The following is a 25,677-nucleotide window of genomic DNA, read 5'->3' on the forward strand; positions in this document are numbered from 1 at the left end:
GGAGGCGGTGGATGTTCACGCGCGGCCTCGGACGCTGTGCGGGTCGAGGGCGGCGCGGCGGAAGGCCACCTGCCCGAGCCAGTTCGCGAAGAGCTGCCCCGCCGCGTGGTGCCAGAGCGCCGGGCGCGGCGGGGCCGCCGCGAGATCGGGAAAGGCGGCCATCAGGCCCGGATCGCGCCCGGCGCGTGCGCGCTCCGCGAAGGCGTCGTGGCACCGCGCCGCCTCGTCGGTGTAGGTGGCCTCAGGCAGGGGCGGGCAGACCGCGCGCGTGCCGTCGAGGAAGCGGCCCATGTCGCGGCGGTACTCGCGGGGGAGGCTGTCGGCGTCGTATTCCGGGTGGCCCTGGAGGAAGACGAGCAGGCTGCGCGCCTCCCGGACGAACAGGTCGACGCCCACGGCGTCCGAGCGCCGCAGCACCGTGTAGCCGCGCTCCAGGAGGTCGGGTTCCGCGAGGTCGTTCCAGCGGGAATGCGGCACCGGCACAGTCCGCGGCATGCCGGCGAGCAGCGGATGGTCGGCCTGCGCCGCGCAGTCGAACACGCCCCAGTGCTTGGCCGGCAGCGGCCTGCGGGCGACGCCGTCGCGATGCAGCACGGCGGCGTGGGCGCCGAGGCAGGAGAACAGGGTCGAGACCGTGTGGTCCGCCGCCCAGTCCACCACCGCGGCGAAGTCCGGGAACCACGCCTCGTCCTCCAGGGGGCCGGGCCGGGGCTCGCAGCCGGTGACGATCAGCGCGTCGAGATCCGCCGCGGCCAGCGCCGTGTGCGGCGCGTAGCCCGCGGCGAGATGCGCCTCGGCGGCCGCGCCGCGGGGCAATCCGTCGAGGGTGAACAGCCGGAGGGTGGCGCTCGCGCCGACGGCGCGCCGGAACTGCCGCTCGGTCGCGACCAGCGCCGCGTCCGGCATGTTGTTGAGCAGGCCGATCCGCAGCGGGCGCGGGGCCTCGACGGGCTCGACGACGCCGTCGCTGGGAATGTGGACGCGTCGGACGTCCGGCTCCTCCGCACCGAACGGCCGGGCCACCGTCGACGAACCGAGATCCAGCATGGCGTTCCCCCGAGAGTGAGGCGGTCAGGCCGCGCGCGCGGCGGGTCTCGCCGCGTCGAGCGCCTGGGCGAGGTCGGCCTTGATGTCGTCGATGTGCTCGATGCCGACGCTCAGCCGGATGGTCTCGGGCAGGACGCCCGCGATCCGCTGCTCCTCCGGGTTCATCTGCCGGTGCGTGGTCGAGGCCGGGTGGCAGGCGAGCGACTTGGCGTCGCCGATGTTGACGAGGCGCTTCACGAGGCCCAGCGCGTCGTAGAACGCCTTGCCGGCCTCGAAGCCGCCCCGCACGCCGAAGGTCAGCAGCGACGAGCCGCGGCCGCCGAGATACTTCCGGGCCATCGCGTGGTGGGGGCTGTCGGGGAAGCCGGCATGGTTCACCCAGGCGATGCCCGGGTGGGATCGCAGGAAATCCGCCACCGCGGCGGCGTTCTCGACGTGGCGCTCGACCCGCAGCGCGACGGTCTCGATGCCCTGGAGCAGCAGGAAGGCGCTCAGCGCCGGCAGCACCGCGCCGGTGGTGCGCTGGTAGACGCTGCGGGCGCGGGCCGTGAAGGCGCCCGCCCCGAAACGCTCCGCGTAGACGAGCCCGTGATAGGAGGCGTCCGGCGTCGTGAACATCGGGAAGCGACCGGGCTGGGCCGTCCAGTCGAACCGGCCGGAATCGACGATCACCCCGCCGAGCGTCGTGCCGTGTCCGCCCATGAACTTGGTGAGCGAGGCGATGACGATGTCGGCCCCGTGCTCGATCGGCCGCAGCAGGATCGGGGTCGCCACGGTGTTGTCGACCACCAGCGGCACGCCGTGGGCGTGGGCCACCGCGGCGAGCGCGGCGATGTCGCAGATGTTGCCGGCCGGGTTGCCGATCGATTCGCAGTAGACCGCCCGCGTCTCCGGATCGATCAGCCGGGCGACGTCCTCCGGAGCGTCGCTCGCGGCGAAGCGGGTGGTGATGCCCTGGCGCGGCAGCACGTGGGCGAGCAGCGTGTGGGTGGTGCCGTAGAGCTGCGGCACCGAGACGATGTTGCCGCCGTGGTCGGCGAGCGTCGCGATGGCGTAGTGCAGGGCCGCCTGCCCGGTGGCGACGGCGAGCGCCGCGTGGCCGCCTTCGAGCGCCGCGACCCGCTTTTCCAGCACCGCCACCGTCGGGTTGGAGATCCGGCTGTAGCGGTAGCCCTCCTCTTCCAGGTTGAAGAGGGCGGCGCCGTGGTCGGCGCTGTCGAAGGCGTAGGCGACGTTCTGGTAGATCGGCACCGCCACCGCGTGAGTCGCCGGATCGTGGTCGAAGCCGGCGTGGATCGCGATCGTCTCGCTGCGCATGGTGTGGAAGTCCGTCTCAGGAACGTCGGATGCGTCGGCGGGGCTCGCGCAAGGTCCGAACCACCCCGTGCCGTTCCATTCCGGCACAGGCGTTGGACGCCCGCTCGGGGGACCTTTCCGCGATCGAGAGACCCGTGCCGCTCTGAACGACACGGAAGAACAGGGTCGGCCCGGACGCCTCGGCGGCGGCAGACACACGCGAAGGTTGAAGCATCGTCCGGGAACTCAGATCTCATTTCGGGTCAGGTGTACGGTCACGGTACAATCTTCATCCGCTTCTGTGTGGCGGCAGACTGCTGAGGTAGAACCTACAGACCTGGAATTTTAATCAAACCTTGAGACTGCGCTTGCTTTGAGCATGACCGCATGATCCTGATGCTCGCGAGCAGCGGCGGTGCCAGTCCGGTGATCGCGTGCTCCTTGCTGGGGCAAGTCATGCAAACGATTCCGATGATCGCGTCCGTCACCTCGGTCGACCTGCGTTCCGCACCGATCGAGCCGAGCTGGATCCACGCGGGCGAACCGCAGGCGCGCAACGCCACCCTCTCGCGCAGCGCCGACGGCCTCGCCAGCACGCTGGTCTGGGACTGCACCGCGGGCACGTTCGAGTGGCACTACGACATCGACGAGACGATCTACTTCCTCGAAGGGTCCGCGACGATCTCGGACGGCCACGGCCCGGCCAAGACCTTCACCGCCGGCGACGTGCTTTTCCTGCCGCGGGGCGCGGTCTGCCACTGGCACGTCGAGAGCTACGTCCGGAAGGTCGCCTTCTGCCGCCGCACCCAGCCCAAGCTGGTCGGGCTCGCCATGCGGGCGATCGGCAAGGCGCAGCGGATCTTCAAGCGCGGTTCGGCCCCGCAGGCGACGGGCCTTCTCGGCGCGGCCTGACCCTCCGGCGCCCGGCCCGATCCGTGGGGGACTCGCGCCGGGCTCCGAATCTCAGAACGCTCGCCGCCGAAGCGGATGCCGGTTCGGCGAGAGAGAGCGCGTCAAGACAACGGCCCCAAGCACCCGCGCGCTCGCCGGCCCGGCCGAGCGCCAGACCTCTCTCCGAACCCGAGGCCGCCATGACGGTGCCCGACGCCGATACCTGGACCTTCTTCGAGGGTGCCTGGCACCCCGGCAACGTCCGGATGATGGGCCCGCGCACGCACGCGGCGTGGCTCGGCTCGACCGTGTTCGACGGGGCCCGTGCCTTCGAGGGCGTGGCGCCCGACCTCGACCTGCACCTCGCCCGGGCGAATCGCTCGGCCGAGAATTTCGGGCTCCTGCCGAAGGTGAGCGTCGAGGCGTGGCGCGACCTCGTCCGGGACGGGCTCGCCCGCTTCCCGCACGATGCCGAACTGTACATCCGGCCGATGTACTGGGCCGAGACCGGGTTCGCGGGCGGCGTGCGCTTCGATCCAAGCTCCACCAACTGGTGCCTGTCGCTCTACACCGCGCCGATGCCGCTGCCGACGGGCGTGCGCGCGACCCTGTCGCCGTTCCGCCGGCCATCGATCGAGGTCGCGCCGGTCGACGCCAAGGCCGGCTGCCTCTACCCGAACGGCGCCCGGGCCCTCATCGAGGCGCTCAACCGCGGCTTCGGCAACTGCCTGATGCGCGACGGGCTCGGCAACATCGCCGAGTTCGCCAACGCCAACGCGTTCCTGGCCCGGGACGGCGCGGTGTTCACGCCGGTGGCGAACGGCACCTTCCTCGCCGGCATCACCCGGGCGCGGGTGATCGCGCTCCTGCGCGGGGCGGGCGTGCCGGTGATCGAGCAGACCCTGACCTACGACGACTTCCTGCGGGCCGACGAGGTGTTCAGCGCCGGCAACTACGCCAAGGTGGCGCCGGTGACGGGGCTCGACGACGTGCGGTTCGAGCCGGGACCGATGTTCCGGCTGGCACGCCAGCTCTACTGGGACTTCGCGCATGGCCGGGCGGGCTGAACCGGTTTCCGCCGGGCAGGCAAAATCCTGTCAGAGCGGCCAGCCGGCCTCGCGGTAGGCGCTGTCCCAGAACAGCCATTCGAGCCGCGTCGCGTGGGCGAAGGCCCGGTGCATCCGCGCGCGGATGGTGGGAGACGCCTCTTCCGCGGCGCGGTCGGTGGCGGCGATCATCGCCGCGACGGCCGTCGCGAACTCCTCGCCGGCATAGGTGTCGATCCAGGCCCGGTACGGGTTGTCCGGCCGCGCCCGGGCGAGGATGTCGGTCCCGACCTCCGCGTAGATCCAGAAGCAGGGCAGCAGCGCCGCGCACACGGTCTCGAACGGCTCGGCGTAGGCGGTGGCGGTCAGCCACGCGACGTAGTGGTCGCAGGCCGGCGTCAGGGGCGTCGCGGCGAAGGCGTCCGGACCGATGCCGTAGTCGCGGAAGAAGCCGCCGTGCAGCGCCCGCTCGACCACGATCGCGTCCTGGGCGGCGCGGGAGAACAGCACGATCCCGTCCGGATCCGGCGCCTTAGCGGCGGCGAGACTGAGCGCCCGGCCGAAACCGATCAGGTAATGCGCGTCCTGGACGATGTAGTGCCGGAATCTCTCCGGAGCGAGCGTGCCGGCGGCGAGCTCCGCGTTGAACGGCATCGTCCGGATGGTCTCGTAGGCGGCCGCGTTGCGCGCCCAGGCTTCTTCCGAAAACGTCCCAGCCTCACCCCCGAACGCCGCCACGGCCAACCTCCCTGCGCAGACCCGCGCGGCCAGATCGCAAAAAATCAGCCCTGGCGCTGGGCGTGGGTGACGGCGACGTGAATCAGTTCGGCCAGCGTGCGCACGCCGAGCTTCTGGCGCATCTGCGAGCAGGCGTTGGTCACCGTCTTGTAGCTCACCGACAGGTCGGCGGCGATGGCTCCGTAGGAGCGCCCCTGCGCGAGGCGGGCCAGGATCTGCTGCTCGCGCGGGGTGAGCTGCGATTCCGGGGTGCGGCGGGCGTCGGCGCGCAGCATCGCCACCTCGGTGGCCAGCCGCCGGTCGAGATAGACCTCGCCGTGGCGGACCTTGCCGAACGCCTCGAACAGCTCGGCGGAGGCATGGTCCTTGAGCACGTAGCCCAGCGCCCCGGCCTCCAGGGCGCGGGCGACGATGACGGGATCGTTGTGCATGCTGAAGACGAGGATGCGCGTGTCGGGCGCCACCGCCCGGATGCGGCGGATCAGCCCCAGGCCGGCGAGCCCGCTGCCCTGGAAGGTGAGGTCGCAGATCACCACCGGCGGGCGCAGACGGTGGAAGATGCGATAGCCGCCGACCACGGTGGTGGCCTCGGCGATGGTCTCGACGCCCGCATCCTCCAGCACCCGGCGGCAGCCCTGGAGGACGATGGGGTGGTCGTCGATGACGAGGACCGGCAGGCGGGTCGCGGCGGCGTCGATCTGGGAGGCGATGGCGTTCATGCGCTCGGCGCGGCGGTGCTCTCGTCGCCCCGCTCGGACGGCACGGGGATCGTGATACGGACGAGCCCGCCGGGGCCCCCCTTGTCAAGGGTGAATGTACCCTGGAGCGCCTCGACGCGCTCGCGCATCCCCGACAGACCGAGGCCGGCCCTGGGCTCGGCCGGAATGCCGCTGCCGTCGTCGCGGATCGTGAGGTGGATCAGGCCGTCGCCCTCCTCCGCCTCGGCCTCGACCCGGGCGGCGCCGCCGTGGCGCACGGCGTTGGTGGCGCTCTCCTGGACGCACCGGTAGAGGGTGAGGTCCACGAGGTCGCCGTAGCCCCGTGCCAGCCCGTCGAACCGGCCGGCGAAGGCGGTGCCGGGATGGCGCTGGGCGAAGCCGCGCAGCAGCAGGTCCAAGCAGGTGGCGAGCGGCGCCTGCCCCAGCCCGTGGGGGCGCAGGCGGTTGAGCAGCTCGCGGTTGACGCTCTGCACCTGCTTGACGATCCCCCCGATCTCGGCCGCCCGCGCCGCGAGCTTCTCACGATTGGGTTCGGCGGGCCCCGAGGCGATCCGGGCGATGGAGGCGGCGTTCGCTTCGAGCGCGAACAGGCAGGGGCCGAACTCGTCGTGCAGTTCGAGCGCCGTGCGGCGGCGCTCGTCGTCCTGCGCGGTGAGGAGCTGGCGGTTGAGCCGGCCGTTGGCGGAGCGCACCTCGGCGAGCGCCTGCGCCACCTTGTTGAAGCGCTCGGCGATCACCGCGAGTTCCCGGGTGCCCGGCGGTTCGAGGCGCGCGGTGTAGTCGTGGTGTTCGAGCTGCGTCAGGCCGTCGCCGAGCCGCCGCAGGGGCGCGAGGATGCGGCCGAGCGCGAGGTAGAGGGCGATCAGCATCGCGGCGTTGATCGCGAAGGTCGTGATCGACAGGGCCCGGGCGTAGCCCCAGATCTCGTCGATCTCGTCCATCGGCTGCGTGGTGATCTGGGCGGTGCCGAGCACCTGCCCGTTCACGGTGATCGGAATCGCGTGCCGCTCGATCGGCGGCATGATCAGGTCGGCGAACCAGCGCGGCGCCTCGCGGCCCGGGCGCGGCGGCGGCTCGGGGCCGCCCACCCGGTCGCCGTCCGGTTCGAGCACCGCGACGCGGACGTGCCGCAGCACCTTGAAGCGCAGGTCGAGGGTCTGGAGCAGCGTGTCGGGCGGGGCGCTGTCCGACAGGCGGATCGTGTCGGCCACCAGCGATTCGACGGTGCTGAGGGAGGCACGGGTCTCGACCCGCACCGCCGAGCGGGCATTGAGCACCACCACCGCGCAGGAGACGAGGGCGGCGATCGCGTCGATCAGCAGCACCACGGCCACCAGTCGCGCCCGGGTCGACCAGCCGGACCACGGCCAGCGGTCCGCCCGCCGGTCGTCGGCAGCCGGGGCATCGTCCGGTACGGGCATCGCGGTCGGGCGGGTCTCCACGGCGACAGGCATAGCCGGAGCGCCGCCGATGTCCATGCCGGCCCCGCGGGCTGCGCGGCCGGATCCCGCGGCATCGAGACGATCCGGCCGCGGATCGACTACCAATCCTTAAGCCGGCCCGACTAAATCCTGTGGACGAAGGGGACACGACTGGGGTGTACCGCCCGACGGCGGGACATCATTGCGCCGCATTGCCGTTCCTCAATCCCCGACCGTGCCGAAGCGCAGCGAAAGCTTCGGCGGGGGCCGGCCGGTTCTGGGGAGCCCGGTCGCGTCCTCAGAGTCGCGTCGCGTCGAGACCCCGGACCATGAACGACCTCGCCCTGGACCCGTCCGAGACCCGGCCCGCCCGGCCGCCATCGGACACGCCCGCGCGCCCGGGCCTGCTGCGGGTGGGGCTGATCGGCTTCGCGGCCGCCGCGGGCCTCGGCGCCTTCGGCGTCGCCGCCTCCTCGGTGATGGCCGGTCTCGCCGCCCCGCCGCGCCCGGTCCTGGCGCCCGCGAGCCGCGCGGCGGCGTGGCCCGAGCTGAAAGACGGCCTGCCGGCGCTCGCCGGTGCCCCGGCGCAGACGGCGGAGGCGGCGCGGCCCGCGCCCGCCAAGCCACCCGAGCCCCCGACGCCGGCCCTGCGCATGGCCGCCCTGCCGGAGGCCGTCGCGCCGCCGGTGATCCCCGTGTTGCCGCCCTCTGCGCCCGCTCCCGTTGCCCCTGCGCCTGGCGCCCCTGCGCCCGCTGCCGCCAGATCCGCCGCCTCGACGGCCGCTGCCTCGACGCCTTCCGTCTCCGCGCCTTCCGTCACCGCGCCCGCCGCGGTCGCCACGCCGGCAGCGGTGCGAACGGCATCCGGGACGCCCGCGCAGCAGATCCCGAATGCGGTGCCGGCGGCGGTGATCGCGCCGGCCCGTCAGGCCGTGCCGCTGCCGCCCGCCCGCACGGCCGCGCTCCAGCCGCCGCGCGCCGCCGAGACCGTTCGCGCCCGCACGGTCGCAGAGCCTGCCGCCGCCCCGGCGACGCCCGCGGCCCTGGCGCCGACGGCCGCCCCCGCCGCGGCCGCGCAGAAGCCGCCGCGCAAGGCGACCGCCGCGCACAAGCCGGCCCCCGCCCGCGCCCCGGGCGCCCAGCCCGAGACGGCGGTCGCCGCGGCCGAGCCGGAACCGGAGGAGACGGAGGTGCTCGGCATCAAGCTCCCCTCGCTCGCCCCGGCCGGCCGGAAGCTCAAGGAGAGTGTCGACGCGCTGGGTGAGGCGGTCCGCAACGTCTTCTAGAAGCGCGGGCGCCCGGCGTCGGCCCTGCCGACGCCGGGCAAGCCTGTTCATGCGACCGCTTCGCCGCGCGAACCGGGCCGGAGAAACGACGAAGGCCGCACACTGGCGGCCTCGGACGTCTTCGATGTGGTTGGGAAAAACTGGAGCGGGCGAAGGGATTCGAACCCTCGACCCCAACCTTGGCAAGGTTGTGCTCTACCCCTGAGCTACACCCGCTCACTGTGCCGTGCCGCCCGGTCGGTGCCGGCGGCCCCCGGCGGCGCTCTCTAAACACCATTCCGCCGGGGGACGCAAGCGCGTTTCGCAGCCGCGAGGGCGATTCCCGCGGCGGCCGCCTCACCAGTCCGCGGCGGGGGGCAGGCCGTCGCGGATCTCGCGCAGGCGTGCCCGGGTGGCACGGGTGGTGCCCTCCGGCGGATCGTCGGCGGGGAAGAAGGCGCAGGCGGCGATCTCGCGGTCGGGCGTCTTGGTGCGCAGCACCGCGAAGGCCGGGGCGACGAACAGCGCGACGTGGTCGCGCGGCGCCGCCGCGGCGTTGCGGTAGAAGCCGTGCAGCCGCAGCGGCGCGTCGAGGACGATCTCCGCCTCCTCGCGGAACTCGCGGGTCATCGCCGCCACCGCGGTCTCGCCGAGCTCGACCCCGCCGCCGGGCAGGTGCCAGCCCGAGATGTAGGTGTGGCGCACCAGCGCCACCCGGCCCTGCCCGTCGATCGCCGCCCCGCGCACGCCCAGCGTCACGCCGCGGGTCGCGAGCGCGCCGAGATGGAACAGGCGGCGCAGCAGCGGCCGATCGAGCAGCATCGGCTCAGACGACGTCGAGGGCGATCTCGCCCAGGCCCGCCACCGCCGCGACCATGCGCTGGCCGCGCTCGACCGGGCCGACCCCGGACGGCGTGCCGGTGAAGATCAGGTCGCCCGGGTGAAGGGCGAAGTAGCCCGAGAGGTAGGCGATCTGCTCGGCCACCGACCAGATCATGTCGCCGAGATCGCCCCGCTGGCGCACCGCGCCGTCCACCGACAGGGTGATCGGCCCGCGCTTCGGATGGCCGACGAGGGAGGCCGGGTAGAGCGGCCCGATCGGCCCGGAGCCGTCGGCGGCCTTGGCCGTGTCCCAGGGCCGCGACAGCCGCTTGGCCTCGTCCTGGACGTCGCGCCGGGTCATGTCGAGCCCGATGGCGTAGCCGTAGACGTGGTCGAGGGCACCCTCGACCGGCAGGTCGCGGCCGCCGCCGGACAGCGCCGCCACCATCTCCACCTCGAAATGGTAGTTCGCGGTCTTCGGCGGGTAGGGATGCGCGGCCGGCTCGGCGCCGACGATCTGGAGGGCGTCGGCGGGCTTCATGAAGAAGAACGGCGGCTCGCGATCCGGATCGGCGCCCATCTCGCGGGCATGGGCGGCGTAGTTGCGGCCGACGCAGTAGACGCGCCGCACGGGGAACAGGTCGCCGCAGCCGACGATCGGCAGGGCGATGCGCGGCGGGTTCTGGATGACGGAGAGCATCGCTGCCTCGTTGTGCTGGCGCTCGAAGACCGGGCGGCGGGCGCGCCGCCGTTCCATCCGTTGTAAGGCACCCGCGACGGCCCGCCATACGGCCCGCTTGCCCCGCGCGACGCACGGTCTACAAAAAACCCGCGATGATCCCTTTCGACCCCCGCGACGCCCTCCTGTCCGACCTCCGCGCGAGCCTCGGCGACCGCCATGTCCTGACCGATCCCGACGTGACGGCGCCCTACCGCGTCGAGAGCCGCGGCCTCTACCGCGGCGAGGCGCTGGCCGTGCTCCGTCCCGGCTCGACCGCGGAGGTGGCGCGCGCGGTCCGGCTCTGCGCCGCGGCGCGGGTGCCGGTGGTGGCCCAGGGCGGCAATACCGGGCTCACCGGCGGCGGCGTGCCGGGGGGCGGCGTCGTGCTGTCGCTGGAGCGGCTGACGCGGGTGCGCGGCGTCGACACGGTCAACGCCAGCCTCACCGTCGAGGCCGGGGCGATCCTGGCCGACGTGCAGGCGGCGGCGGACGCGGCCGGGATGCTGTTCCCGCTCACCTACGGCTCCCGGGGCTCGGCCCGGATCGGCGGCAGCGTCAGCACCAACGCGGGCGGGCTCAACGTGCTGGCCTTCGGCAACACCCGCGAGCTGGTGCTCGGCCTCGAAGTGGTGCTGGCCGACGGGCGCGTCTGGGACGGCCTGAGGGGCCTGCGCAAGGACAATGCCGGCTACGATCTCAAGCACCTGTTCATCGGGGCCGAGGGCACGCTCGGCATCGTCACCGCCGCGGTGCTGAAGCTTTTTCCGAAGCCGCGCTCGGTCGGCGTCGCCGTCGTCGGCCTCGGCTCGGCCCGGGCGGCGCTCGACCTGTTCGTGCACCTGCGGGCGCGGGCCGACCGGGATCTGACCGCCTTCGAGTACCTGCCGCCCTTCGCCCTGGAGATCGTGCTGCGCCACGTCCACGGCGCCGTCCGTCCGCTGGCGGGCGATCACGCCGCCTACGCGCTGATCGAGGTCTCCTCGTCGCGGCCGCAGGCCGACGCCCGGGCCGACCTGGAGGCGGCGCTGGCCGACGCCCTGGAGGGCGGCCTGATCGAGGATGCGGCGATCGGCACGAGCGGCGCGCAGAACGACGGCCTGTGGCGCCTGCGCGAGGGCGTGCCCGAGGCCCAGACCCGCGAGGGCGCCTCGATCAAGCACGACGTGTCGGTACCGCTCTCGGCGCTGCCCGAATTCCTGGAGCGGGCGAGCGCGGCCTGCGTTGCCGCGATGCCCGGCCTGCGCCCGTGCGGCTTCGGGCATTTCGGCGACGGCAACATCCACTTCAACCTCACCCAGCCGCCCGGCATGGACCGCGACGCGTTCCTGGCCCGGTGGGGCGATTTCAACCGCATCGTCCACGACATCGTGCACGCGCTGGGCGGCTCCATCGCGGCCGAGCACGGGGTCGGCCTGATCAAGCGCGACGAGATGGCCCTCTACGCCGACCCGGTCGGCCTCGACGTGATGCGGCGCCTGAAGCGGGCCCTGGATCCGGAAGACCTCCTCAATCCCGGCAAGGTGCTCCCGCGCGCGGCGGACGCGCCGGCCGGGCCATGACCCCGGATTTGTGCGCCGCGCCATAATTCGGCTCCGGCGCGGGCGCATGGGACTGGCGCGGTGGCCACCGCCACCGCGGTCGCGGCGGGTCCGTTAACCGCCTGCTAACGCTGCGGCCCGACCCTCTCCGCCAACGGCGCGGACACGTCCGCCGGCATGGGCCCGCCCCTTGCTTGGCAGACCGTCATCTCGCACTTGCGAGACGACGAGCCCCGCCAGCCCACGTCATCCGGAGCCAGACGGAATGCCTACCTCACAGGCCCGCGTTCAGACCGCCGAGGCGAGTCGCTACCTCCAGCAGCTCTGCCGACACTGGAGCCACAAGTTCAAGGTCGAGGCGACGCCCCAGCACGGCACGGTGCCGTTCGGCGAGGACCGCGTCTGCACCTTCGACGCCGAACCCGACGCGCTGGTGATGCGCATCGACACCGCCGACCCGACGAACCTGACGCGGCTCGAGAACGTCGTCTCCGACCACCTGCTCCGCTTCGCCTTCCGCGAGAGCCTCGGCGACATCCGCTGGTCCCGGGCCGTCGCGTAGCCAGCACGACCGGAGACGGTTCCCCGCTGCACCCGCGAGGAACCGGCGCAGCACAGCAGGCCTGTCGATGGCTGACGGAGGTCGTCCGTCGACGCCATAGCCGGACCCGCGCGGATCACGGTCGCGCCACGTGTCGCGCCCCGGCTGACGGACCGAGCGCGGCCGAGGCTTGTGGACACTCGCGCCGTCGTGGGCGCAACGGACCGGCGCGCCGCTCGAAGCGCCCGTCATACCCCGAGACGCGGATTCCCTGCGACGGCGACCACCGCCCGGCCTGCAGCCTCAAGCGTGGCCGTCACATCCTTGCCCAGAACATACAGTCAAGCTCGATCGAGCCGATGTCGAGGTCGGGCGGCGCCCTGTCGTGCGCGGCTCTGAGCTCGCGCGGCCATGTGGAGCGCGCGTGGAGCCAGAACGGATGCGGGGTGTCGTGGCGACGAAGACGGTGCGGACATCGACGGTCTTGCTGCTGGGAGGCAGCCTCTGCGCCTGCAATACCGCGTCGCCCACGGTGACGGGCTCGATTCCGGGGCGCGAGCGGCCGATGACCGTCAGCGACGCCGAGCGCGACTGCCTCGGGCGCGCCATGTATTTCGAGGCGAACCGCAGCGACGCGGACGGGCTCCTCGCCGTCGGGACGGTGGTCCTGAACCGGTTGCACGCGGCGATCTTTCCCGGGAGCATCTGCGAGGTGGTCGGCCAGCGCGGCCAGTTCGCGGCCGGCGTCCTCACGAAACCGATGCAGGCGAAGGACCTCGACACGGTCGCCGACGTGGCCGACGCGCTCCTGGCCGGCGAGCGGCACCCGAAGGTGGCGAAGGCGATGTACTTCCACACCGCCGGCCGTCGCTACCCCTACGGCAACATGCACTACGTCGCGGTGACGGGCGGCAACGCCTTCTACGAGAAGCGATCCGCCGGACGCGCCGCGCGGACCGAGACCGCGCATTTCGCGGCTCCGGCGGCGGACGCGGCGTCGGGGCCGGCCCCGGCGGCGCCGCCCGTGGCGGACGTGGCCGGAGCGGGCGCCGGCGCGAGGCCGGACGGCGCGGCGACGCCCTGACGGAATGCCGGCCTGACCAGAACGGGCGGCCCGGAACGTCCACAGTTCCTCGCCGCTCGCGGTACGGACCGCGCACGACAACTTGATCGGTACAGGACGGAATTCCCCCCGCGACTCTCCTGTTGTCCTTCCGCTCCGGACGGACGCGCCGGAGCGATCACGGGAGGAATGGGATGCGCAGTCTTCGGATGGGCCTCGCCTGTCTCGCCGCCGGGCTCATCGCGTCGGGGGCGGCGCGGGCCGCCACGGACGGGACCGCCCCGGATCTCAAGAGCCTGGGCCCGACGCAGCCGGCCAAGCTCCAGGACGGGCAGTACACCGACAAGAACGGCGACCCGACCTACCACGTCACGGACGGCGGCAAGAAGGTCGATTGGTACACGATGTCCGGTTACGTCCGGTACAACTCCAACTGCATCGTCTGTCACGGGCCCGACGGGATGGGGTCGACCTACGCCCCGTCGCTGGTCGATTCGCTCAAGACGATGGATTACGCCCATTTCGCCGGCATCGTGCTCGGCGGGAAGAAGGACGTGAGCGCGTCGCAGGAACTCGTGATGCCGGCCTTCGGCGACAACCGGAACGTCACCTGCTACCTGCCCGACATCTACACGTATCTGCGCGCCCGCGCCGAGGGCGCGCTGGGCCGCAACCGCCCGCCCAAGCACGAGCCGAAGCCGGCCGCGTTCACGAAGGCCGAGGACGCCTGCATGAAGTGACCGGCTCGAAGGCGTTCGAACGCCACCGGCCGCCTCGACGTCGGCACACGGAGGCTCGGCGCGGCGGCACGGTCTCCACCGGTCGCGGACGATCCGCGGATCCGCCCGCCGCCGGATGCGGATGACCGGGGCCGGCCGGCCCCTGGCGCGCCGCGCGCCGTCCCGCTAGGCAGTGTGATCCCAGGCGCCCGATCGGCGTTGTGCCTGACCGCAACCCCTCGCCTCGCGCCGCGCCGGGCGAGCCGAGAAGGATTCAGGACGGACCGGATGAGCGAGCCCCGCGAGATCGAGCTGAAACTGGAAGGCGAGTTGTCGGACCTCGCGACGCTGCAGGCCCACCCGCTTCTTCAGGAGGCGGCGGAGCAGGACGAAGCGCTGCTCACCTCGGTCTACCACGACACCGCCGACCTGCGTCTGCGCGCGGCCGGGCTGGGCCTGCGGGTCCGCAAGAAGGGCGATCAGCACATCCAGACCCTGAAGGCCGAGGGGGACGGCCTGTTCGAGCGGCCGGAATGGGAATGGCCGGTCTCGGGCCCGGAGCCCGACCTCGCCCTGCTGGCCGACACCCCGGCCGCCGCGATCCTCGACGGCGCCGCGCCGCCGCAGCCGGTCTTCACCACGGCGGTGACGCGGCGGACCTACGGGGTCGAGCAGGGTCGCTCACGCATCGAGGTCGCCCTCGACAGCGGCCGCATCGTCGCGCCGGCGCAGGATCGGGTCGTCGGGATCTGCGAGGTGGAGCTCGAACTCAAGGACGGCGCCGCCGCCGAGGTGTTCGCCCTGGCGCACGCCCTGGCCGCCCTGGCCCCGCTGCGGCTCGGCGTGCGCAGCAAGTCGGAGCGCGGCTACCTCCTGGCGGCGGGCGAGGCCGACCGCGTCCGCAAGGCCGAACCGGTGCGGCTGCGGACCGACATGAACGCGGCTCAGGCGTTCCAGGCGGTCGTCCACGCCTGCCTGCGCCACATGCGGACCAACGAGGACATCCTGCTCCAAGGGCGCAACGCCGACGCGCTCCATCAGGTGCGGGTGGCGATCCGCAGGCTGCGCTCGGCCTTCTCGCTGTTCGGCGACCTCGTCCGCGACGCGCAGGGCGAGCGCCTCCGGGCCGAGCTGAAGCGGATCACCGAGCCGCTCGGGCACGCGCGCAATCTCGACGTATTTCTCGCGACGACCCTGCCGGCCGAGCGGGAGCGGCACCCCGACGAGCCCGGCCTGCTCACCCTGGAGACCCTGCTGGAGGATCGCCGCGCGCAGGCCCACGACGCCGTCCAGGAGATGCTCCGCTCCGACGCGTGGCGGACGCTGGTCCTCGACCTCGTCCGCTGGACCAATGCCGGGCCGTGGCTGCGCGACAACGCGGGGGACCGGGCCGAGGCGCGGGCCGAGCCGGCGCGGGACTTCGCCGCCCGGGTGCTCGACAAGCGGCGCCGCCAGGTGAAGAAGCGCGGCCGCCACCTCGACGATCTCAACCCGGAGGACCGCCATCAGGTGCGGATCGCGGCCAAGAAGCTGCGCTACGGAGCCGAGTTCTTCGCCGGGCTGTACGACGGCAAGAAGGCCACCCGCCGTCACGCCGCCTTCGTGAAGGCCCTGTCCGAACTCCAGGACCATCTCGGCGCGCTGAACGACATCGCTACCGCCGACGAGATCCTGCACGAGGTCACCGGCGGTCAGGCGAGCCCCTCGGCGCTGTTCGCCGCCGGGATGACGGCGGCGGATGTCGAGGCGCGCAGCCGCACCCTCCTGACCGATGCCGCCCAGGCGCGCTCCGACCTCGTCGACGTGAAGCCGTTCTGGCGGTAGGCACTGCGAACGCGCGAGCGCCCCGGGATCGCTCCCGGGGCGTTCTTGAACCGCGTGCGGCCAGGGTGATCGGGCTGGGGATGCGCGCGGCCAGTCGGACGGGCCTCAGTACGAGCCGAACTTGTAGTTCAGGCCGACGCGACCGAGGACGCCCTCGTTCTGGAAGCGCGAGACGTAGGAGCCGACGCCGACGCCCGGCAAGCCGGCCAGCACCACCGAGCGGCGACCGAGGTCGTAGTACAGGCCCTCGGCCTTCACGGTGACGGCCGACGACTTGAAGAAGTTCAGGAAGGAGTCGGTGGGCAGGGCGTACTCGATGCCGCCGCCGGCCGTCCAGCCGGTCTCGGTGCGGGTCCGGGCGCCGTAGAAGGTCGGCACGCCTGCGGCGCTCTCGTAGAGGCCGCGATAGCTCACGTCGCCGTAGGCGAAACCGCCGGTCGCGTAGACCAGGGTGCGGTCGAAGGCGTAGCCGAGGCGGCCGCGCACGGTGCCGAGGTAGTCGGTCGACTGGCGGAAGACGCTGATGCCGCGGTTGGTGCCGATGAAGCCGCGGCTGCGGTTCAGATCGGTGTAGGCGGCGTCCGCCTCGAGACCGACGACGACACCGGCGCCCGGCGTTAACTGGTAGTTGTATCCGATCTGGCCGCCGCCGGTGAAACCGTCCTGCGGGAGGGGCAGAGCGGCCGGGCGGTTGCCGTTGATGACGCCGTTGTTCGCGGGCAGCACGCCGGCGGTGAACACCGTGTCCTTGGTGGTGGTGATGTAGCCGGCGTTGATGCCGAAATAGGCGCCCGTCCAGGTGAAGACCGGCACCGGCGTGAAGACCGGCGGCGGCGCGCGGCGCGGCAGATCGGCCGCAGCCGCGGCGGCGGTGAGGGCCGTGAAGGCGGCCAGGGAGGTTACGATCCTGCTCATGATGTCCGTCGTTCGGCGATGACTGATGGCGATGACCGTAACATCAGTCCTTCATTCGATCTGTAGCGCATCTGCAACATGATTTCCGTTACGTGCGGCGCAACATCGTTTCTGAATTGTGAATGGCGGCCACGTTCGCAGATCCCCGCAGTCGATACGGCCCTGCTGGACACTCTTGATGCCTTCTGATGCGTCCGATTGCAGTCGTGATCGAAGGAAAGGCATTTTTTCATCGCGAATTCGTGATGAGAATCGCGGCGGAACCGCCGGGCCGCTGACGGGGATGGCTCGACGAGGCGCGTCGGGGGACCGTGCGCCCGGCGCGATCGCGATCGGTCGTTCCAACGCGGTCGGCGGGAATGATCGGCGACGCAGAAATCTTCCGGCCACGGACGCCCCCGCAATGGCCGAGACTTACCGGCCCGCGCCACGGGGGATCAGCACGAATTACCTACGCATTGCGCATCGAGCCGCGCGATATGGACCTCGAGATCTTCAACCATAAATTGATGACGGAGTGACGGTCCGGTCGCTCGTCGAGCAAGAGGTGACGAACGTGCAGAAGCAGAAACTCGATACCAAAGCCCTGAAGTCGGTCACCGGCGGCAACCTCGGCGTCGGGCTCGGCAACGGCGGCCTCGGGGTGGGTCTCAATCTCGGTGGCCTCGGCGTCGGCCTCGGGGCCTCCCTCGGCAAATCGCGCTGATCAGCCTCCCGGTGCGCGGGCGCGGCCCCGCGCACCGCCACGTTCCGGCCTCCCCCGACGATTTCGCGGGAAACGCGGCGCCTCAGCGCAGTTCTCCGCAGGGGCCGCCCGCCGGCCCGTGCCGGAAGGACAGCCGCTTGCCCGACGCTACCTATCCGCCGCTCGACGCGTTGAAGCCCGTGGCGGACGACGTCTGGATCGTGGACAGCGGTCCGCTGCGGGTGCTCGGTATGCCCCTGCCGGTGCGGATGACGGTGATCCGGCTGCGCGACGGCGGGATCCTGCTGCACTCGCCCACGCGCTACGATCCGGACCTGCACGCGGACATCGAGACGATGGGGCCGATCCGGCACCTCGTCGCTCCCAACATCGCCCACTGGACGTTCCTCCAGGCGTGGCAGCAGCACTGCCCGCAGGCCCTGACCTGGGCCGCGCCGAACCTCGGCAAGCGCCGGCCGGTGCGCCGGTCCGGACTGCGCATCGACCGGGTGCTGGGCGATGCGGCGCCCCCGGAATGGGCAGCCGACCTCGCGCAGATCGTGGTTCCGGGCGGCCTCGGCTTCCGCGAGGTGGCCTTCTTCCACGGAGCGAGCCGGACCCTGGTTCTCACCGATCTCGTCCTCAACCTGGAGCCGGCGAAGCTCGGACCAATCCTGGGGCCGGTGCTGCGGCTCGCCGGCATGACCGCACCGGCCGGTCGCCCCCCGCCCTACCTGCGCCTCGTGATCAAGCTGCGCCGCCGCGAGGCGGCGCGCGCGGCGGCGCGGCTCGTGGCCCTGGCCCCCCGGCAGGTGATCTTCGCCCACGGCGCGTGGTTCGAGCGCGACGCCGCGCGGACGCTCCGGACATCGCTGGGATGGCTCGGCGATCTCGGCCCCGAGGCCGCCCGGGAGGGGGCGCCCGCGTGACCGGCGCCACAGCGCTTCCCGGATCCGATCTCGCCCTCGTATTCGGCGGCGGCAACGCGCTCGGCGCCTACCACGCCGGGGCGTTCGAGAGCCTGGACGCGGCCGGGCTGCGGCCGGACTGGGTGGTCGGCGCCTCCGTCGGCGCGGTCACCGCGGCGCTGATCGCCGGCAACCCGCCCGAGCGGCGGCTGGAGCGCCTGCGGCAGTTCTGGGCCGAAGCCCGGCAGGAGACGCCCCGCGCCCCGGCCGCGGATCTCAGGTCCCGGCAGGTGTACAACGGCCTGCACGTCGCGCTGGCGCTGGCGGCGGGCCGTCCGAGCATCTACCGGCACCGACTGCCGGGGCTGTGGTCGGCGCTGCCCTGGGTGCCGAACGACGTGGCGCTCTACGATCACGCGCCGCTGGGCCGGACCCTGGAGCGGCTGGTGGATTTCGACCGGCTGAACGGCGGTGAGACCCGGCTCACGGTCGCCTGCGTCGATGTCGAGACCGGGTCGGACGTGTATTTCGACAGCGGGCGGACGCGGATCGGGCCCGAGCACGTCCTGGCCAGCGCGGCGATCCTGCCGGCCTTCCCGCCGGTGGAGATCGAGGGCCGGCTCCTGTGCGACGCGGGCTACACCAACAACCTGCCCCTCGACCCGGTTCTCGCCGACGAGCCGGAGCGCGACCGCGTCTGCATCGCCCTCGACCTGTTCGCCAGCGCCGCGCCGCGGCCGGCCTCGCTCGACGCGGTGCTGGAGCGGGCCAACGACCTGATCTTCGCGGGTGCCCCTCGCCGGACCATCGCGGCGCTGGAGCGCGAGTACGCCCTGCGGCAGCGCTTCCAACCCGACGGCCCGACGGCGACGCTGCTCCACGCCGTCTACCGGGCGGGCCCCGACGAGGTGGCGGGCAAGAGCTTCGACTACTCCCCCGCCTCGCTGCGGGACCGCTGGTCGGCGGGCCGGGCCGACATGGCGCGGGGCCTCGACATCCTGCGCGACCTCCCGCCGGACGGCGGGCGCTTCCGCAGGATCGCGCTCTCGGAGTACGGGTGAGGGACCAGGATCGCGGTGGCTCCCGCCTCGGGGGCGGCCGTTCCGGGCGCCGTCAGAAGCCGGTCCGAGTCGCCGCGTCGTCCGCCCCACCCTCGGCGCTCGCGCCGGCGGCGGCCTGACCGATCCGGGCCGCGGACTTGACCAGAGCGAGCACGTCGCGGCGGATCTGCTCGTCGGCGATGGAATTGTAGGCCCGCAGCAGGTCGACCGCGCCGGAAATGCGCAGCAGGGCCGGCCCGGTCTCGCCCTCGGCGGGCTGCTCCGGCTCGCCGAAGAAGCTCGACACCGGCACGCCGAGGCGGTCGGCGATGGCCTGGAGCCGCCCGGCGCCGACGCGGTTCTTGCCGGTCTCGTACTTCTGCACCTGCTGGAAGCTGACGCCGAGGGCGCTCGCCAGGGCCGACTGGCTCAGGCCGTTGGCGGCCCGCAGGAACGCGATCCGGCTCCCGACCCCGTGATCGATCTCGGTCGTCTGTTTGGGCTTGCGGTTCGGCATGGGCGGGATCTGGCTCTTTCGGAAACGCGCATAGGGCAGCGTTCCGGTGGGACCGCGCCGATGCAACTCAAAGCTGCACAATAGAACGCGTCAAGTCCACGATCAGCCCATGTCGCCGCCGCATATCGGTTGCGCACAACTGGAATGGCCGCGCCTGAAACTCCCGGCCAAGCTCTCCCAATCGCAGCGCTTTTTCAACCCCTCTTTGCATTTTGCCTTACCGGCACCTTCCGGTCGGCGGTTTCGGGAGAGTACGCACGGCCCGGCGCCGGGCCGGACGACCCGGCACCGGCCGGCCGATGCCCGCCGACATCCGCGGCGGCGCGCGAATCACGACCCGGGGGTCCAGCCGGCTCAGGCGAGCAGCTTGAGCCCGGTGCGGCCCGGGCGGTGGCCGAAGCCGCGCATCCGGATCGGCCGCTCCGGCGCCAGCGCGGTCGCGGCGGCGACGATCCCCTCGGCGTCCAGCCCGTAGTGGCGGTACAGATCGGCGACCGTGCCGGTCTGGCCGAACCGCTCGACGCCGAGGGCGCGGGTGCGGTGGCCGTGCACGGAGCCCAGCCAGCCGAGTGTGGCCGGGTGGGCGTCGCAGACGGTGACGATCCCGCAATGGGACGGCAGGCCGGCGAGCAGATCCTCGATCGGGCTCGACGCGTCGTGGTCCCCGGCCTCGCGCGCCCGCTGCGCGGCGCTCCAGCCGCCGTGGAGGCGGTCGGCGGAGGTGATCGCGAGCAGGCCGATGTCGCGCCGGTCCTCGGCCATCAGGCCGATCGCCTCGATCGCCTCCGGGGCGACGGCGCCGGTATAGGCCACGACCACGTCGGCGTTCGGCCCGGGCTCGCGCATCCAGTAGGCACCCTCGACGATCGCCCGGTTCAGCTCCGGCGTCATCGGCCGCTGCGGCTGGGCGATCTGGCGCGTGGACAGCCGCAGGTAGACCGAGCCGCCGTCCTTGCCCTCGCGCTGCACGTGGTCGAGGGCGTGGGCGAGGATCACCGACAGCTCGTCGACGTAGGCCGGCTCGAAGGTCGAGAGCCCGTCCTGGGACATGCCGATCAGCGGCGTGCCGATCGACTGGTGGGCGCCGCCCTCCGGCGCGAGCGTCACGCCCGAGGGGGTGGCCGCGATGATGAAGCGCGCGTCCTGGTAGCAGGCGTAGTTCAGGGCATCGAGGCCGCGGCAGATGAAGGGATCGTAGAGCGTGCCGATCGGGATCAGCCGCTCGCCGAACAGGCGGTCCGACAGGCCGAGCGCGGAGAGCAGCAGGAACAGGTTCATCTCGGCGATGCCGAGTTCCAGGTGCTGGCCCTTGGTGGAGAAGTCCCAGTTGAAGGTCGAGGGGATGCGCTCGGAGCGGAACAGGTCGCGCAGCTCCTCGCGGGCGAACAGGCCCCGCCGGTTCACCCAGCCGCCGAGATTGGTCGAGACGGTCACGTCGGGCGAGGTGGTGACGATGCGCTCCGCGATCGGCGCGTCCGAGCGGGCGAGATCGTTGAGGATCATCCCGAAGCCGGCCTGGGTCGACAGGGTCGGCTGGCGCGGGCAGGGGAAATCGGCCGGCACGGCGAGCGTCGGCGCGGCGTAGCGGCGGGGGCCGGAGGTGAAGAACGGCGTCCGCTCGATGAAGCGGCGCACGTCCGCCTCCGGCAGGTTCAGGCCCTCGAACGGCTCCCACTCGCGGCCGGCGCGCACCTGCGCCTTGTCCCGGAACAGCTCGGCCTGGGCGGGGGTGAGCAGGCCCGAATGGTTGTCCTTGTGGCCGGCCAGCGGCAGGCCGTAGCCCTTGACGGTGTAGGCGATGAACACGGTCGGGCGGTCGTTGTCGGCCGCCTCGAAGGCCTTCAGCAGGTTGACCATGTCGTGGCCGCCGAGGTTGCCCATCAGTGCGGCCAATTCGTCGTCGCTGCGGCGCTCGACCAGCGCCAGCGCCTGCGCGTCGTCGGCGAGGTCCTGGGTCAGGCGCCGCCGCCACGCCGCCCCGCCCTGGAAGGTCAGCGCCGCGTAGAGCTGGTTCGGGGCGGTGTCGATCCACGTGCGCAGCCGCGCGCCGCCGGGCTCGGCGAAGGCCGCGTCCATCAGCGAGCCGTACTTGAGGACGACCACGTCCCAGCCGAACGACTTGAAGATCTCCTCGAAGCGGCTGTAGAGGCCCTCGCGGATCACCGCGTCGAGGCTCTGGCGGTTGTAGTCGATGATCCACCACGTCCGGCGCAGGCCGTGCTTCCAGCCCTCCATCAGGGCCTCGAAGATGTTGCCCTCGTCCATCTCGGCATCGCCGACGAGCGCGACCATCCGGCCCTCGGGCTGGTCGAGGCCCCAGCCGTGAGCGCGGACGTAGTCGCGCACGAGGCTGCCGAACAGCGTCTGCGCGACGCCGAGGCCGACCGAGCCGGTGGAGAAATCGACGTCGTCGGTGTCCTTGGTCCGCGACGGGTAGGACTGGACGCCGCCGTAGCCGCGGAAGTTCTCCAGCTTCTCCCGGGTCTGCCGGCCTGCCAGATACTGGATCGCGTGGAAGACCGGGCCGGCATGCGGCTTGACCGCGACCCGGTCCTCCGGCCGCAGCGCGGCGAAGTACAGGGCGGTCAGGATCGTCGCGAGCGAGGCCGAGGACGCTTGGTGGCCGCCGACCTTCATGCCGTCGTGGTTCGGGCGGACGTGGTTGGCGTTGTGGATCATCCACGTGGACAGCCACAGCGCCCGCCGCTCCAGCTCGGCGAGGTAGGGCAGGCGCGGATCGGCGGGGGTGACGGGCACGGCGGGCTTCTCTCGTCGCGAATCGGCTCGAAGGCGATGGCCGGACCATGCCACGGGCCGCGGGGTCTGAATTGCCAAACGCGCTCCGACGCCGCTACGATTTGGCAGCATCGTTCAATCGCGCCCGGATATCCGCCGTTCCATGCCAATCCGGCCCCTCGACGCGATCGACCGGAAGATCCTCGCCGAGTTGCAGCGGGACGGGCGAATCACCGTCCAGGATCTCGCCGGGCGGGTCGGCCTGTCGGCCTCGCCGACCCTGCGTCGGGTCCGGATGCTGGAGGAGGCCGGGATCCTGAAGGGCTACGTCGCCCTGGTCGATCAGGCCCGGGTCGGGCTGCCGATGTCGGTGTTCGCCTCGGTCAAGCTGGAGCGGCAGCGGGAGGAGGAACTCGACCGGTTCGCGGAGGCCGTGGCGCGCTGGCCGGAGGTGGTCGAGTGCTACCTGATGACCGGGCGGCACGACTACCTCGTGCGCGTCGTCGTGCCGGACCTCGCCGCCTACGAGCGATTCCTGAAGGACAAGCTCACCCGCCTCGACGGCGTCGGCTCGATCGAGTCGAGTTTTGCGCTCGGGCAGGTGAAGTACACCAACGTCCTGCCGGTTTAGTTCTTCTGTATTCCGAACATCGGCAAGGCTCTCGGTCACCACGCCGTCTTTGCGAGCGAAGCGAAGCAACCCGGCAGCGCCACGCTTCCCAGCAGCGTCACACCTCCCGGCCTCGCGCCGCCCCGGGTCGCGTCGCCGCGCCCGCGATACTACCGCCCTCTACCCCGCCGGCCCCATCCAGTCGGTGACGATCCGGATCTGGCCTTCGTCGAGCAGCGCCGGGGCGTGGCCGCATTCCGGGATCTCGACCCGCTTCGCCCGCGGCCCGCGGCGGGTCATCTCGTCGGCGGTGTCGGACAAGAGCAGCTCGGAGTGCTGGCCCCGCAGCAGCAGCACCGGGCAGGTGATCGCGTCCCAGTCGCGCCACATGCTGACGCTATAGACCCGGCCGGGGCGGAAGGCGTCGCCGATCGCCGGGTCGTAGTGCGGCCGGAATCCGCCGTTCGGCTCGGGGAAGAAGCTGTGCCGGGCGATGTGGCGCCACTGCTCGTCGGTGAGCGGGCCGAACGGCGCGAGCACCGTGCGCAGGCGCGCCTCGCCCGAGGCGAGGTTGTGGTGCAACCGCGGCGCGTCGCGCAGGCGCGAGCCGATGTGCCGGACCGCCGCCCAGGGCAGGAACGGGCCGATGTCGTTGATCACCATCCGCCGGATCGGCGTGCGGCGGGCGGCGGCGAGCACCATCCCGGTCAGCCCGCCGAGCGAGGTGCCGATCCAGTCGATCTTGCCCGGGACCCGCAGGTGGGCGATCAGCGCGGCCATGTCGGCGGCGTATTGCGGCAGGGCGTAGAGTTCCGGGTCCTTGAGCCAGCCCGAGAGGCCGCGGCCCGGGAGATCCGGGCAGACCACCCGGTAGCCGGCCTTGGCGAGCGCGTAGGCGAGCGGGTCGTAGTCGCGGCCCTGGCGGCTGAGGCCGTGGAGGCAGACGACCACGTACGGGCTGTCGGCGTCGCCCCACTCGACGTAGGCGATGCGGTGGAAATCGTGCGGGGCGTAGGCCAGGAAATGGCCGGTGCGGAACGGGACGTCGGCCTCGCTCAGTTCGCCGAGCCGCGGCGGCCGGCCCGGCGGCGCGGGCTCGCCGACGGGCGACCCGATCAGCGGGATCACGGCGCCTCGGCGTGCGCGGCGGCCTCGCGGGCGAGCCGGGTGGTGGTCCGGTGCAGGTCGACCATCTGGTCGGTGAGCCGGCGCGACTGCTCCTGGAGGAAGCTCGCCTGCAAGGCCATCGCCTCCTTCGGGTCGCGGGCCTGCGCGAGCCGCTCGGCGAAGTCGAGGGAGGCGCGGACGTTGGTGTCAGAGGCCACCAGCACCCGGTGAGCGATCTCGCGCATGGCGGCCAGCATCAGGCCGGCATTGTCCTCGCAGGCGTTGTAGAGCTTGGCCGCCGCGCCCTCCCACTGCTCGCGCGCCTTGCGGGCGCCGGCGACGTTGCTGTCGGCGAGCTGGACGGCGGCCTCGCGGGTGGAGCCCATCACCTGCCGCCAGCCCTCGAAGCTCTGGGCCATGGACGTCTCGAAGGCGTTGAGCGCCTGCTCGCCGGCCTCGGCGTAGCGCTCGTAGGCCTCGCGCGCCCGGGCGACGCCGCTCTCGGCCATCCGGCGGCCGGCCTCGGACGAGACCGCAGGCAGGTTGTCGTTCTCCACCGCCCTCTCCCCTGATCCCGAACCGCATCCATACGGCAACGGCGGCGCCGCACAAACGCCCGGAGGTTGCGGGATCCGACAGCTTCGCGACGCCGTCAATCACCGCTCCGCAACACTGACGGTCTCCGAACTCGGGTTAACGCCGGGCCACCTCGGCTGCGATCCACCACCACCGTCATTCCGGGGCCGCGCAGCGGAGCCCGGACCCGAAGGGGCACGCCGGAGGCGGGCAATCCAGAACCGCAGGGCGCTCCGGGCTTGGCGTGCCGGGCATGGCTGTCGTCGGCGTTTCTGGATCCCGGGCTCGCCTCCGGCGCCCCGGGATGACGGAGTGCGTGTCAGAACCGCCGACCGACACGCTGCGGCTGTGCTGCGTTCATCCGAGTTCGGAGCCCTGCGCAACACTCACGGTCTCCCGATCCGGCCGTCCCGCCCGGTCGACCGGGCCCGCGACGTCGTCGCGAGCCTGGGGCGAGGCGACCCGGGGCAGCGCGCGCCCTCCGGAGGTGGCGCTACCCTGGGTTGCTTCGCTGCGCTCGCAAGGACGGTGGAGCATCGGCTTACATCCGGACATGGCGGATCGCCCCCACCCGCTTTCGCGCCGGGGACATGGCCCAATTGGAACAGGGGACGCGGGACGCCGCGGGAGCCCTGGTCGTGTGACACACGCGGAAGCCGGCCCCCGCGGCGCCCCGTGGCCGACGCCCCCCGTCACCGGGGCCGCCGGCCATCTTGTCGTCGCGGTGTCTGACAGCCCGCCCGGTCTACGCCCGCACGTGAGCGGTCTCGGCCAGGGCGCCCGGCCCAGGAAGCATCGCTGCTCCCCCGGCTCGCGCCCCCGGAACCCGCATCGTCGCTGGGGCTTTGCAGCCCGGCCCGTGCCCGTAGTGGCATGCGGGCCCGCAGTCTTACCTCAGGATCGGCCCAGGATGGGGTCCGGGCGCGGCTCAT

The 25,677-nt window shown here is 72.4% G+C and carries 24 protein-coding genes and 1 tRNA gene; 12 read left to right on the forward strand and 13 right to left on the reverse strand.

Annotated elements, in window-relative coordinates:
• Positions 1 to 15: 15 nt before the first annotated feature.
• The gene (gene metA / locus Q8W71_RS25910) at positions 16 to 1,047 is read right to left on the reverse strand and encodes a homoserine O-succinyltransferase MetA (protein ID WP_305528298.1); all 1,032 of its coding nucleotides are present in this window, start codon (positions 1,045 to 1,047) and stop codon (positions 16 to 18) included.
• A 24-nt stretch (positions 1,048 to 1,071) separates the two neighbouring features.
• Positions 1,072 to 2,364: an O-acetylhomoserine aminocarboxypropyltransferase/cysteine synthase family protein gene (locus Q8W71_RS25915; protein ID WP_305528299.1), complete on the reverse strand. Its 1,293-nt coding sequence runs from the start codon at positions 2,362 to 2,364 to the stop codon at positions 1,072 to 1,074.
• Positions 2,365 to 2,814: 450 nt separating this feature from the next.
• Between Q8W71_RS25915 and Q8W71_RS25920 the strand changes: the two genes are divergently transcribed.
• Positions 2,815 to 3,255, forward strand: a complete 441-nt coding sequence (locus Q8W71_RS25920; protein ID WP_370875537.1) for a cupin domain-containing protein — start codon at positions 2,815 to 2,817, stop codon at positions 3,253 to 3,255.
• A 179-nt stretch (positions 3,256 to 3,434) separates the two neighbouring features.
• The gene (locus tag Q8W71_RS25925; protein WP_305528301.1) at positions 3,435 to 4,301 is read left to right on the forward strand and encodes a branched-chain amino acid aminotransferase; all 867 of its coding nucleotides are present in this window, start codon (positions 3,435 to 3,437) and stop codon (positions 4,299 to 4,301) included.
• A gap of 30 nt (positions 4,302 to 4,331) precedes the next feature.
• Here Q8W71_RS25925 and Q8W71_RS25930 read toward each other — a convergent pair whose 3' ends face one another.
• The 3 genes from Q8W71_RS25930 to Q8W71_RS25940 are packed head-to-tail and all read right to left on the reverse strand — an operon-like array spanning position 4,332 to position 7,158.
• Entirely contained in the window at positions 4,332 to 5,018 is a 687-nt protein-coding gene (locus Q8W71_RS25930) for a TenA family protein (RefSeq protein WP_305528302.1), read from the reverse strand.
• Positions 5,019 to 5,062: 44 nt separating this feature from the next.
• A complete protein-coding gene (locus Q8W71_RS25935) occupies positions 5,063 to 5,737 on the reverse strand; it encodes a response regulator (protein ID WP_305528303.1) in 675 nt (224 codons plus the stop codon).
• On the reverse strand, positions 5,734 to 7,158 hold the full coding sequence (locus tag Q8W71_RS25940; protein WP_305528304.1) for an ATP-binding protein: 1,425 nt from the start codon (positions 7,156 to 7,158) through the stop codon (positions 5,734 to 5,736). Before Q8W71_RS25940 ends, Q8W71_RS25935 begins: the two co-directional genes overlap by 4 nt.
• Positions 7,159 to 7,487: 329 nt before the next feature.
• Between Q8W71_RS25940 and Q8W71_RS25945 the strand changes: the two genes are divergently transcribed.
• A complete protein-coding gene (locus tag Q8W71_RS25945; RefSeq protein ID WP_305528305.1) occupies positions 7,488 to 8,444 on the forward strand; it encodes a hypothetical protein in 957 nt (318 codons plus the stop codon).
• A gap of 141 nt (positions 8,445 to 8,585) precedes the next feature.
• Here Q8W71_RS25945 and Q8W71_RS25950 read toward each other — a convergent pair.
• The 3 genes from Q8W71_RS25950 to Q8W71_RS25960 all read right to left on the reverse strand — a co-directional run bounded on the left by Q8W71_RS25950 (position 8,586) and on the right by Q8W71_RS25960 (position 9,945).
• Positions 8,586 to 8,660, reverse strand: a tRNA-Gly gene (locus Q8W71_RS25950).
• Positions 8,661 to 8,780: 120 nt separating this feature from the next.
• On the reverse strand, positions 8,781 to 9,245 hold the full coding sequence (locus Q8W71_RS25955) for an NUDIX domain-containing protein (protein WP_305528306.1): 465 nt from the start codon (positions 9,243 to 9,245) through the stop codon (positions 8,781 to 8,783).
• Between the two features lie 4 nt (positions 9,246 to 9,249).
• Complete coding sequence (locus Q8W71_RS25960; RefSeq protein WP_305528307.1) at positions 9,250 to 9,945, reverse strand: fumarylacetoacetate hydrolase family protein; 696 nt, start codon at positions 9,943 to 9,945, stop codon at positions 9,250 to 9,252.
• Positions 9,946 to 10,079: 134 nt separating this feature from the next.
• On the opposite strand from Q8W71_RS25960, the gene Q8W71_RS25965 reads away from it, so the two are divergent.
• From Q8W71_RS25965 to Q8W71_RS25985, 5 genes are all read left to right on the forward strand, one after another.
• The gene (locus Q8W71_RS25965) at positions 10,080 to 11,525 is read left to right on the forward strand and encodes an FAD-binding oxidoreductase (RefSeq protein WP_305528308.1); all 1,446 of its coding nucleotides are present in this window, start codon (positions 10,080 to 10,082) and stop codon (positions 11,523 to 11,525) included.
• Positions 11,526 to 11,769: 244 nt separating this feature from the next.
• A complete protein-coding gene (locus Q8W71_RS25970) occupies positions 11,770 to 12,066 on the forward strand; it encodes a DUF2218 domain-containing protein (RefSeq protein WP_305528309.1) in 297 nt (98 codons plus the stop codon).
• A gap of 544 nt (positions 12,067 to 12,610) precedes the next feature.
• A complete protein-coding gene (locus Q8W71_RS25975) occupies positions 12,611 to 13,129 on the forward strand; it encodes a cell wall hydrolase (protein WP_370875538.1) in 519 nt (172 codons plus the stop codon).
• Positions 13,130 to 13,302: 173 nt separating this feature from the next.
• Entirely contained in the window at positions 13,303 to 13,848 is a 546-nt protein-coding gene (locus Q8W71_RS25980) for a c-type cytochrome, methanol metabolism-related (RefSeq protein WP_305528311.1), read from the forward strand.
• Between the two features lie 267 nt (positions 13,849 to 14,115).
• Entirely contained in the window at positions 14,116 to 15,651 is a 1,536-nt protein-coding gene (locus Q8W71_RS25985) for a CYTH and CHAD domain-containing protein (protein ID WP_305528312.1), read from the forward strand.
• Between the two features lie 105 nt (positions 15,652 to 15,756).
• On the opposite strand, the gene Q8W71_RS25990 is transcribed toward Q8W71_RS25985, so the two are convergent.
• Entirely contained in the window at positions 15,757 to 16,566 is an 810-nt protein-coding gene (locus Q8W71_RS25990) for an outer membrane protein (RefSeq protein WP_305528313.1), read from the reverse strand.
• Between the two features lie 547 nt (positions 16,567 to 17,113).
• Here Q8W71_RS25990 and Q8W71_RS25995 point away from each other — a divergent pair.
• The 3 genes from Q8W71_RS25995 to Q8W71_RS26005 all read left to right on the forward strand — a co-directional run bounded on the left by Q8W71_RS25995 (position 17,114) and on the right by Q8W71_RS26005 (position 19,220).
• Positions 17,114 to 17,272 (forward strand): hypothetical protein, encoded by a 159-nt coding sequence (locus Q8W71_RS25995; RefSeq protein WP_305528314.1) that lies wholly within the window; start codon positions 17,114 to 17,116, stop codon positions 17,270 to 17,272.
• 137 nt (positions 17,273 to 17,409) lie between these two features.
• Positions 17,410 to 18,180, forward strand: coding sequence for a DUF4336 domain-containing protein (locus Q8W71_RS26000; RefSeq protein WP_305528315.1), 771 nt, complete (start codon positions 17,410 to 17,412; stop codon positions 18,178 to 18,180).
• Positions 18,177 to 19,220: a patatin-like phospholipase family protein gene (locus tag Q8W71_RS26005; RefSeq protein WP_305528316.1), complete on the forward strand. Its 1,044-nt coding sequence runs from the start codon at positions 18,177 to 18,179 to the stop codon at positions 19,218 to 19,220. Before Q8W71_RS26000 ends, Q8W71_RS26005 begins: the two co-directional genes overlap by 4 nt.
• Positions 19,221 to 19,272: 52 nt before the next feature.
• Here the strand turns inward: Q8W71_RS26005 and Q8W71_RS26010 are convergent, their stop codons facing one another.
• Entirely contained in the window at positions 19,273 to 19,716 is a 444-nt protein-coding gene (locus Q8W71_RS26010; protein ID WP_305528317.1) for a helix-turn-helix domain-containing protein, read from the reverse strand.
• Between the two features lie 354 nt (positions 19,717 to 20,070).
• Positions 20,071 to 22,395 (reverse strand): 1-deoxy-D-xylulose-5-phosphate synthase N-terminal domain-containing protein, encoded by a 2,325-nt coding sequence (locus tag Q8W71_RS26015; RefSeq protein WP_305528322.1) that lies wholly within the window; start codon positions 22,393 to 22,395, stop codon positions 20,071 to 20,073.
• Between the two features lie 220 nt (positions 22,396 to 22,615).
• Between Q8W71_RS26015 and Q8W71_RS26020 the strand changes: the two genes are divergently transcribed.
• Positions 22,616 to 23,083: an Lrp/AsnC family transcriptional regulator gene (locus Q8W71_RS26020; RefSeq protein ID WP_305528318.1), complete on the forward strand. Its 468-nt coding sequence runs from the start codon at positions 22,616 to 22,618 to the stop codon at positions 23,081 to 23,083.
• Between the two features lie 159 nt (positions 23,084 to 23,242).
• Here Q8W71_RS26020 and Q8W71_RS26025 read toward each other — a convergent pair whose 3' ends face one another.
• Together Q8W71_RS26025 and Q8W71_RS26030 are read right to left on the reverse strand one after the other, a co-directional pair.
• Positions 23,243 to 24,190 carry an alpha/beta fold hydrolase gene (locus Q8W71_RS26025; protein WP_305528319.1) on the reverse strand — a complete coding sequence of 316 codons (948 nt, stop codon included), beginning with the start codon at positions 24,188 to 24,190 and terminating at the stop codon, positions 23,243 to 23,245.
• Positions 24,187 to 24,726: a phasin family protein gene (locus Q8W71_RS26030; RefSeq protein WP_305528320.1), complete on the reverse strand. Its 540-nt coding sequence runs from the start codon at positions 24,724 to 24,726 to the stop codon at positions 24,187 to 24,189. Before Q8W71_RS26030 ends, Q8W71_RS26025 begins: the two co-directional genes overlap by 4 nt.
• Positions 24,727 to 25,677: the final 951 nt, after the last annotated feature.

Source organism: Methylobacterium amylolyticum (genome assembly GCF_030700245.1).
Classification (GTDB): domain Bacteria; phylum Pseudomonadota; class Alphaproteobacteria; order Rhizobiales; family Beijerinckiaceae; genus Methylobacterium.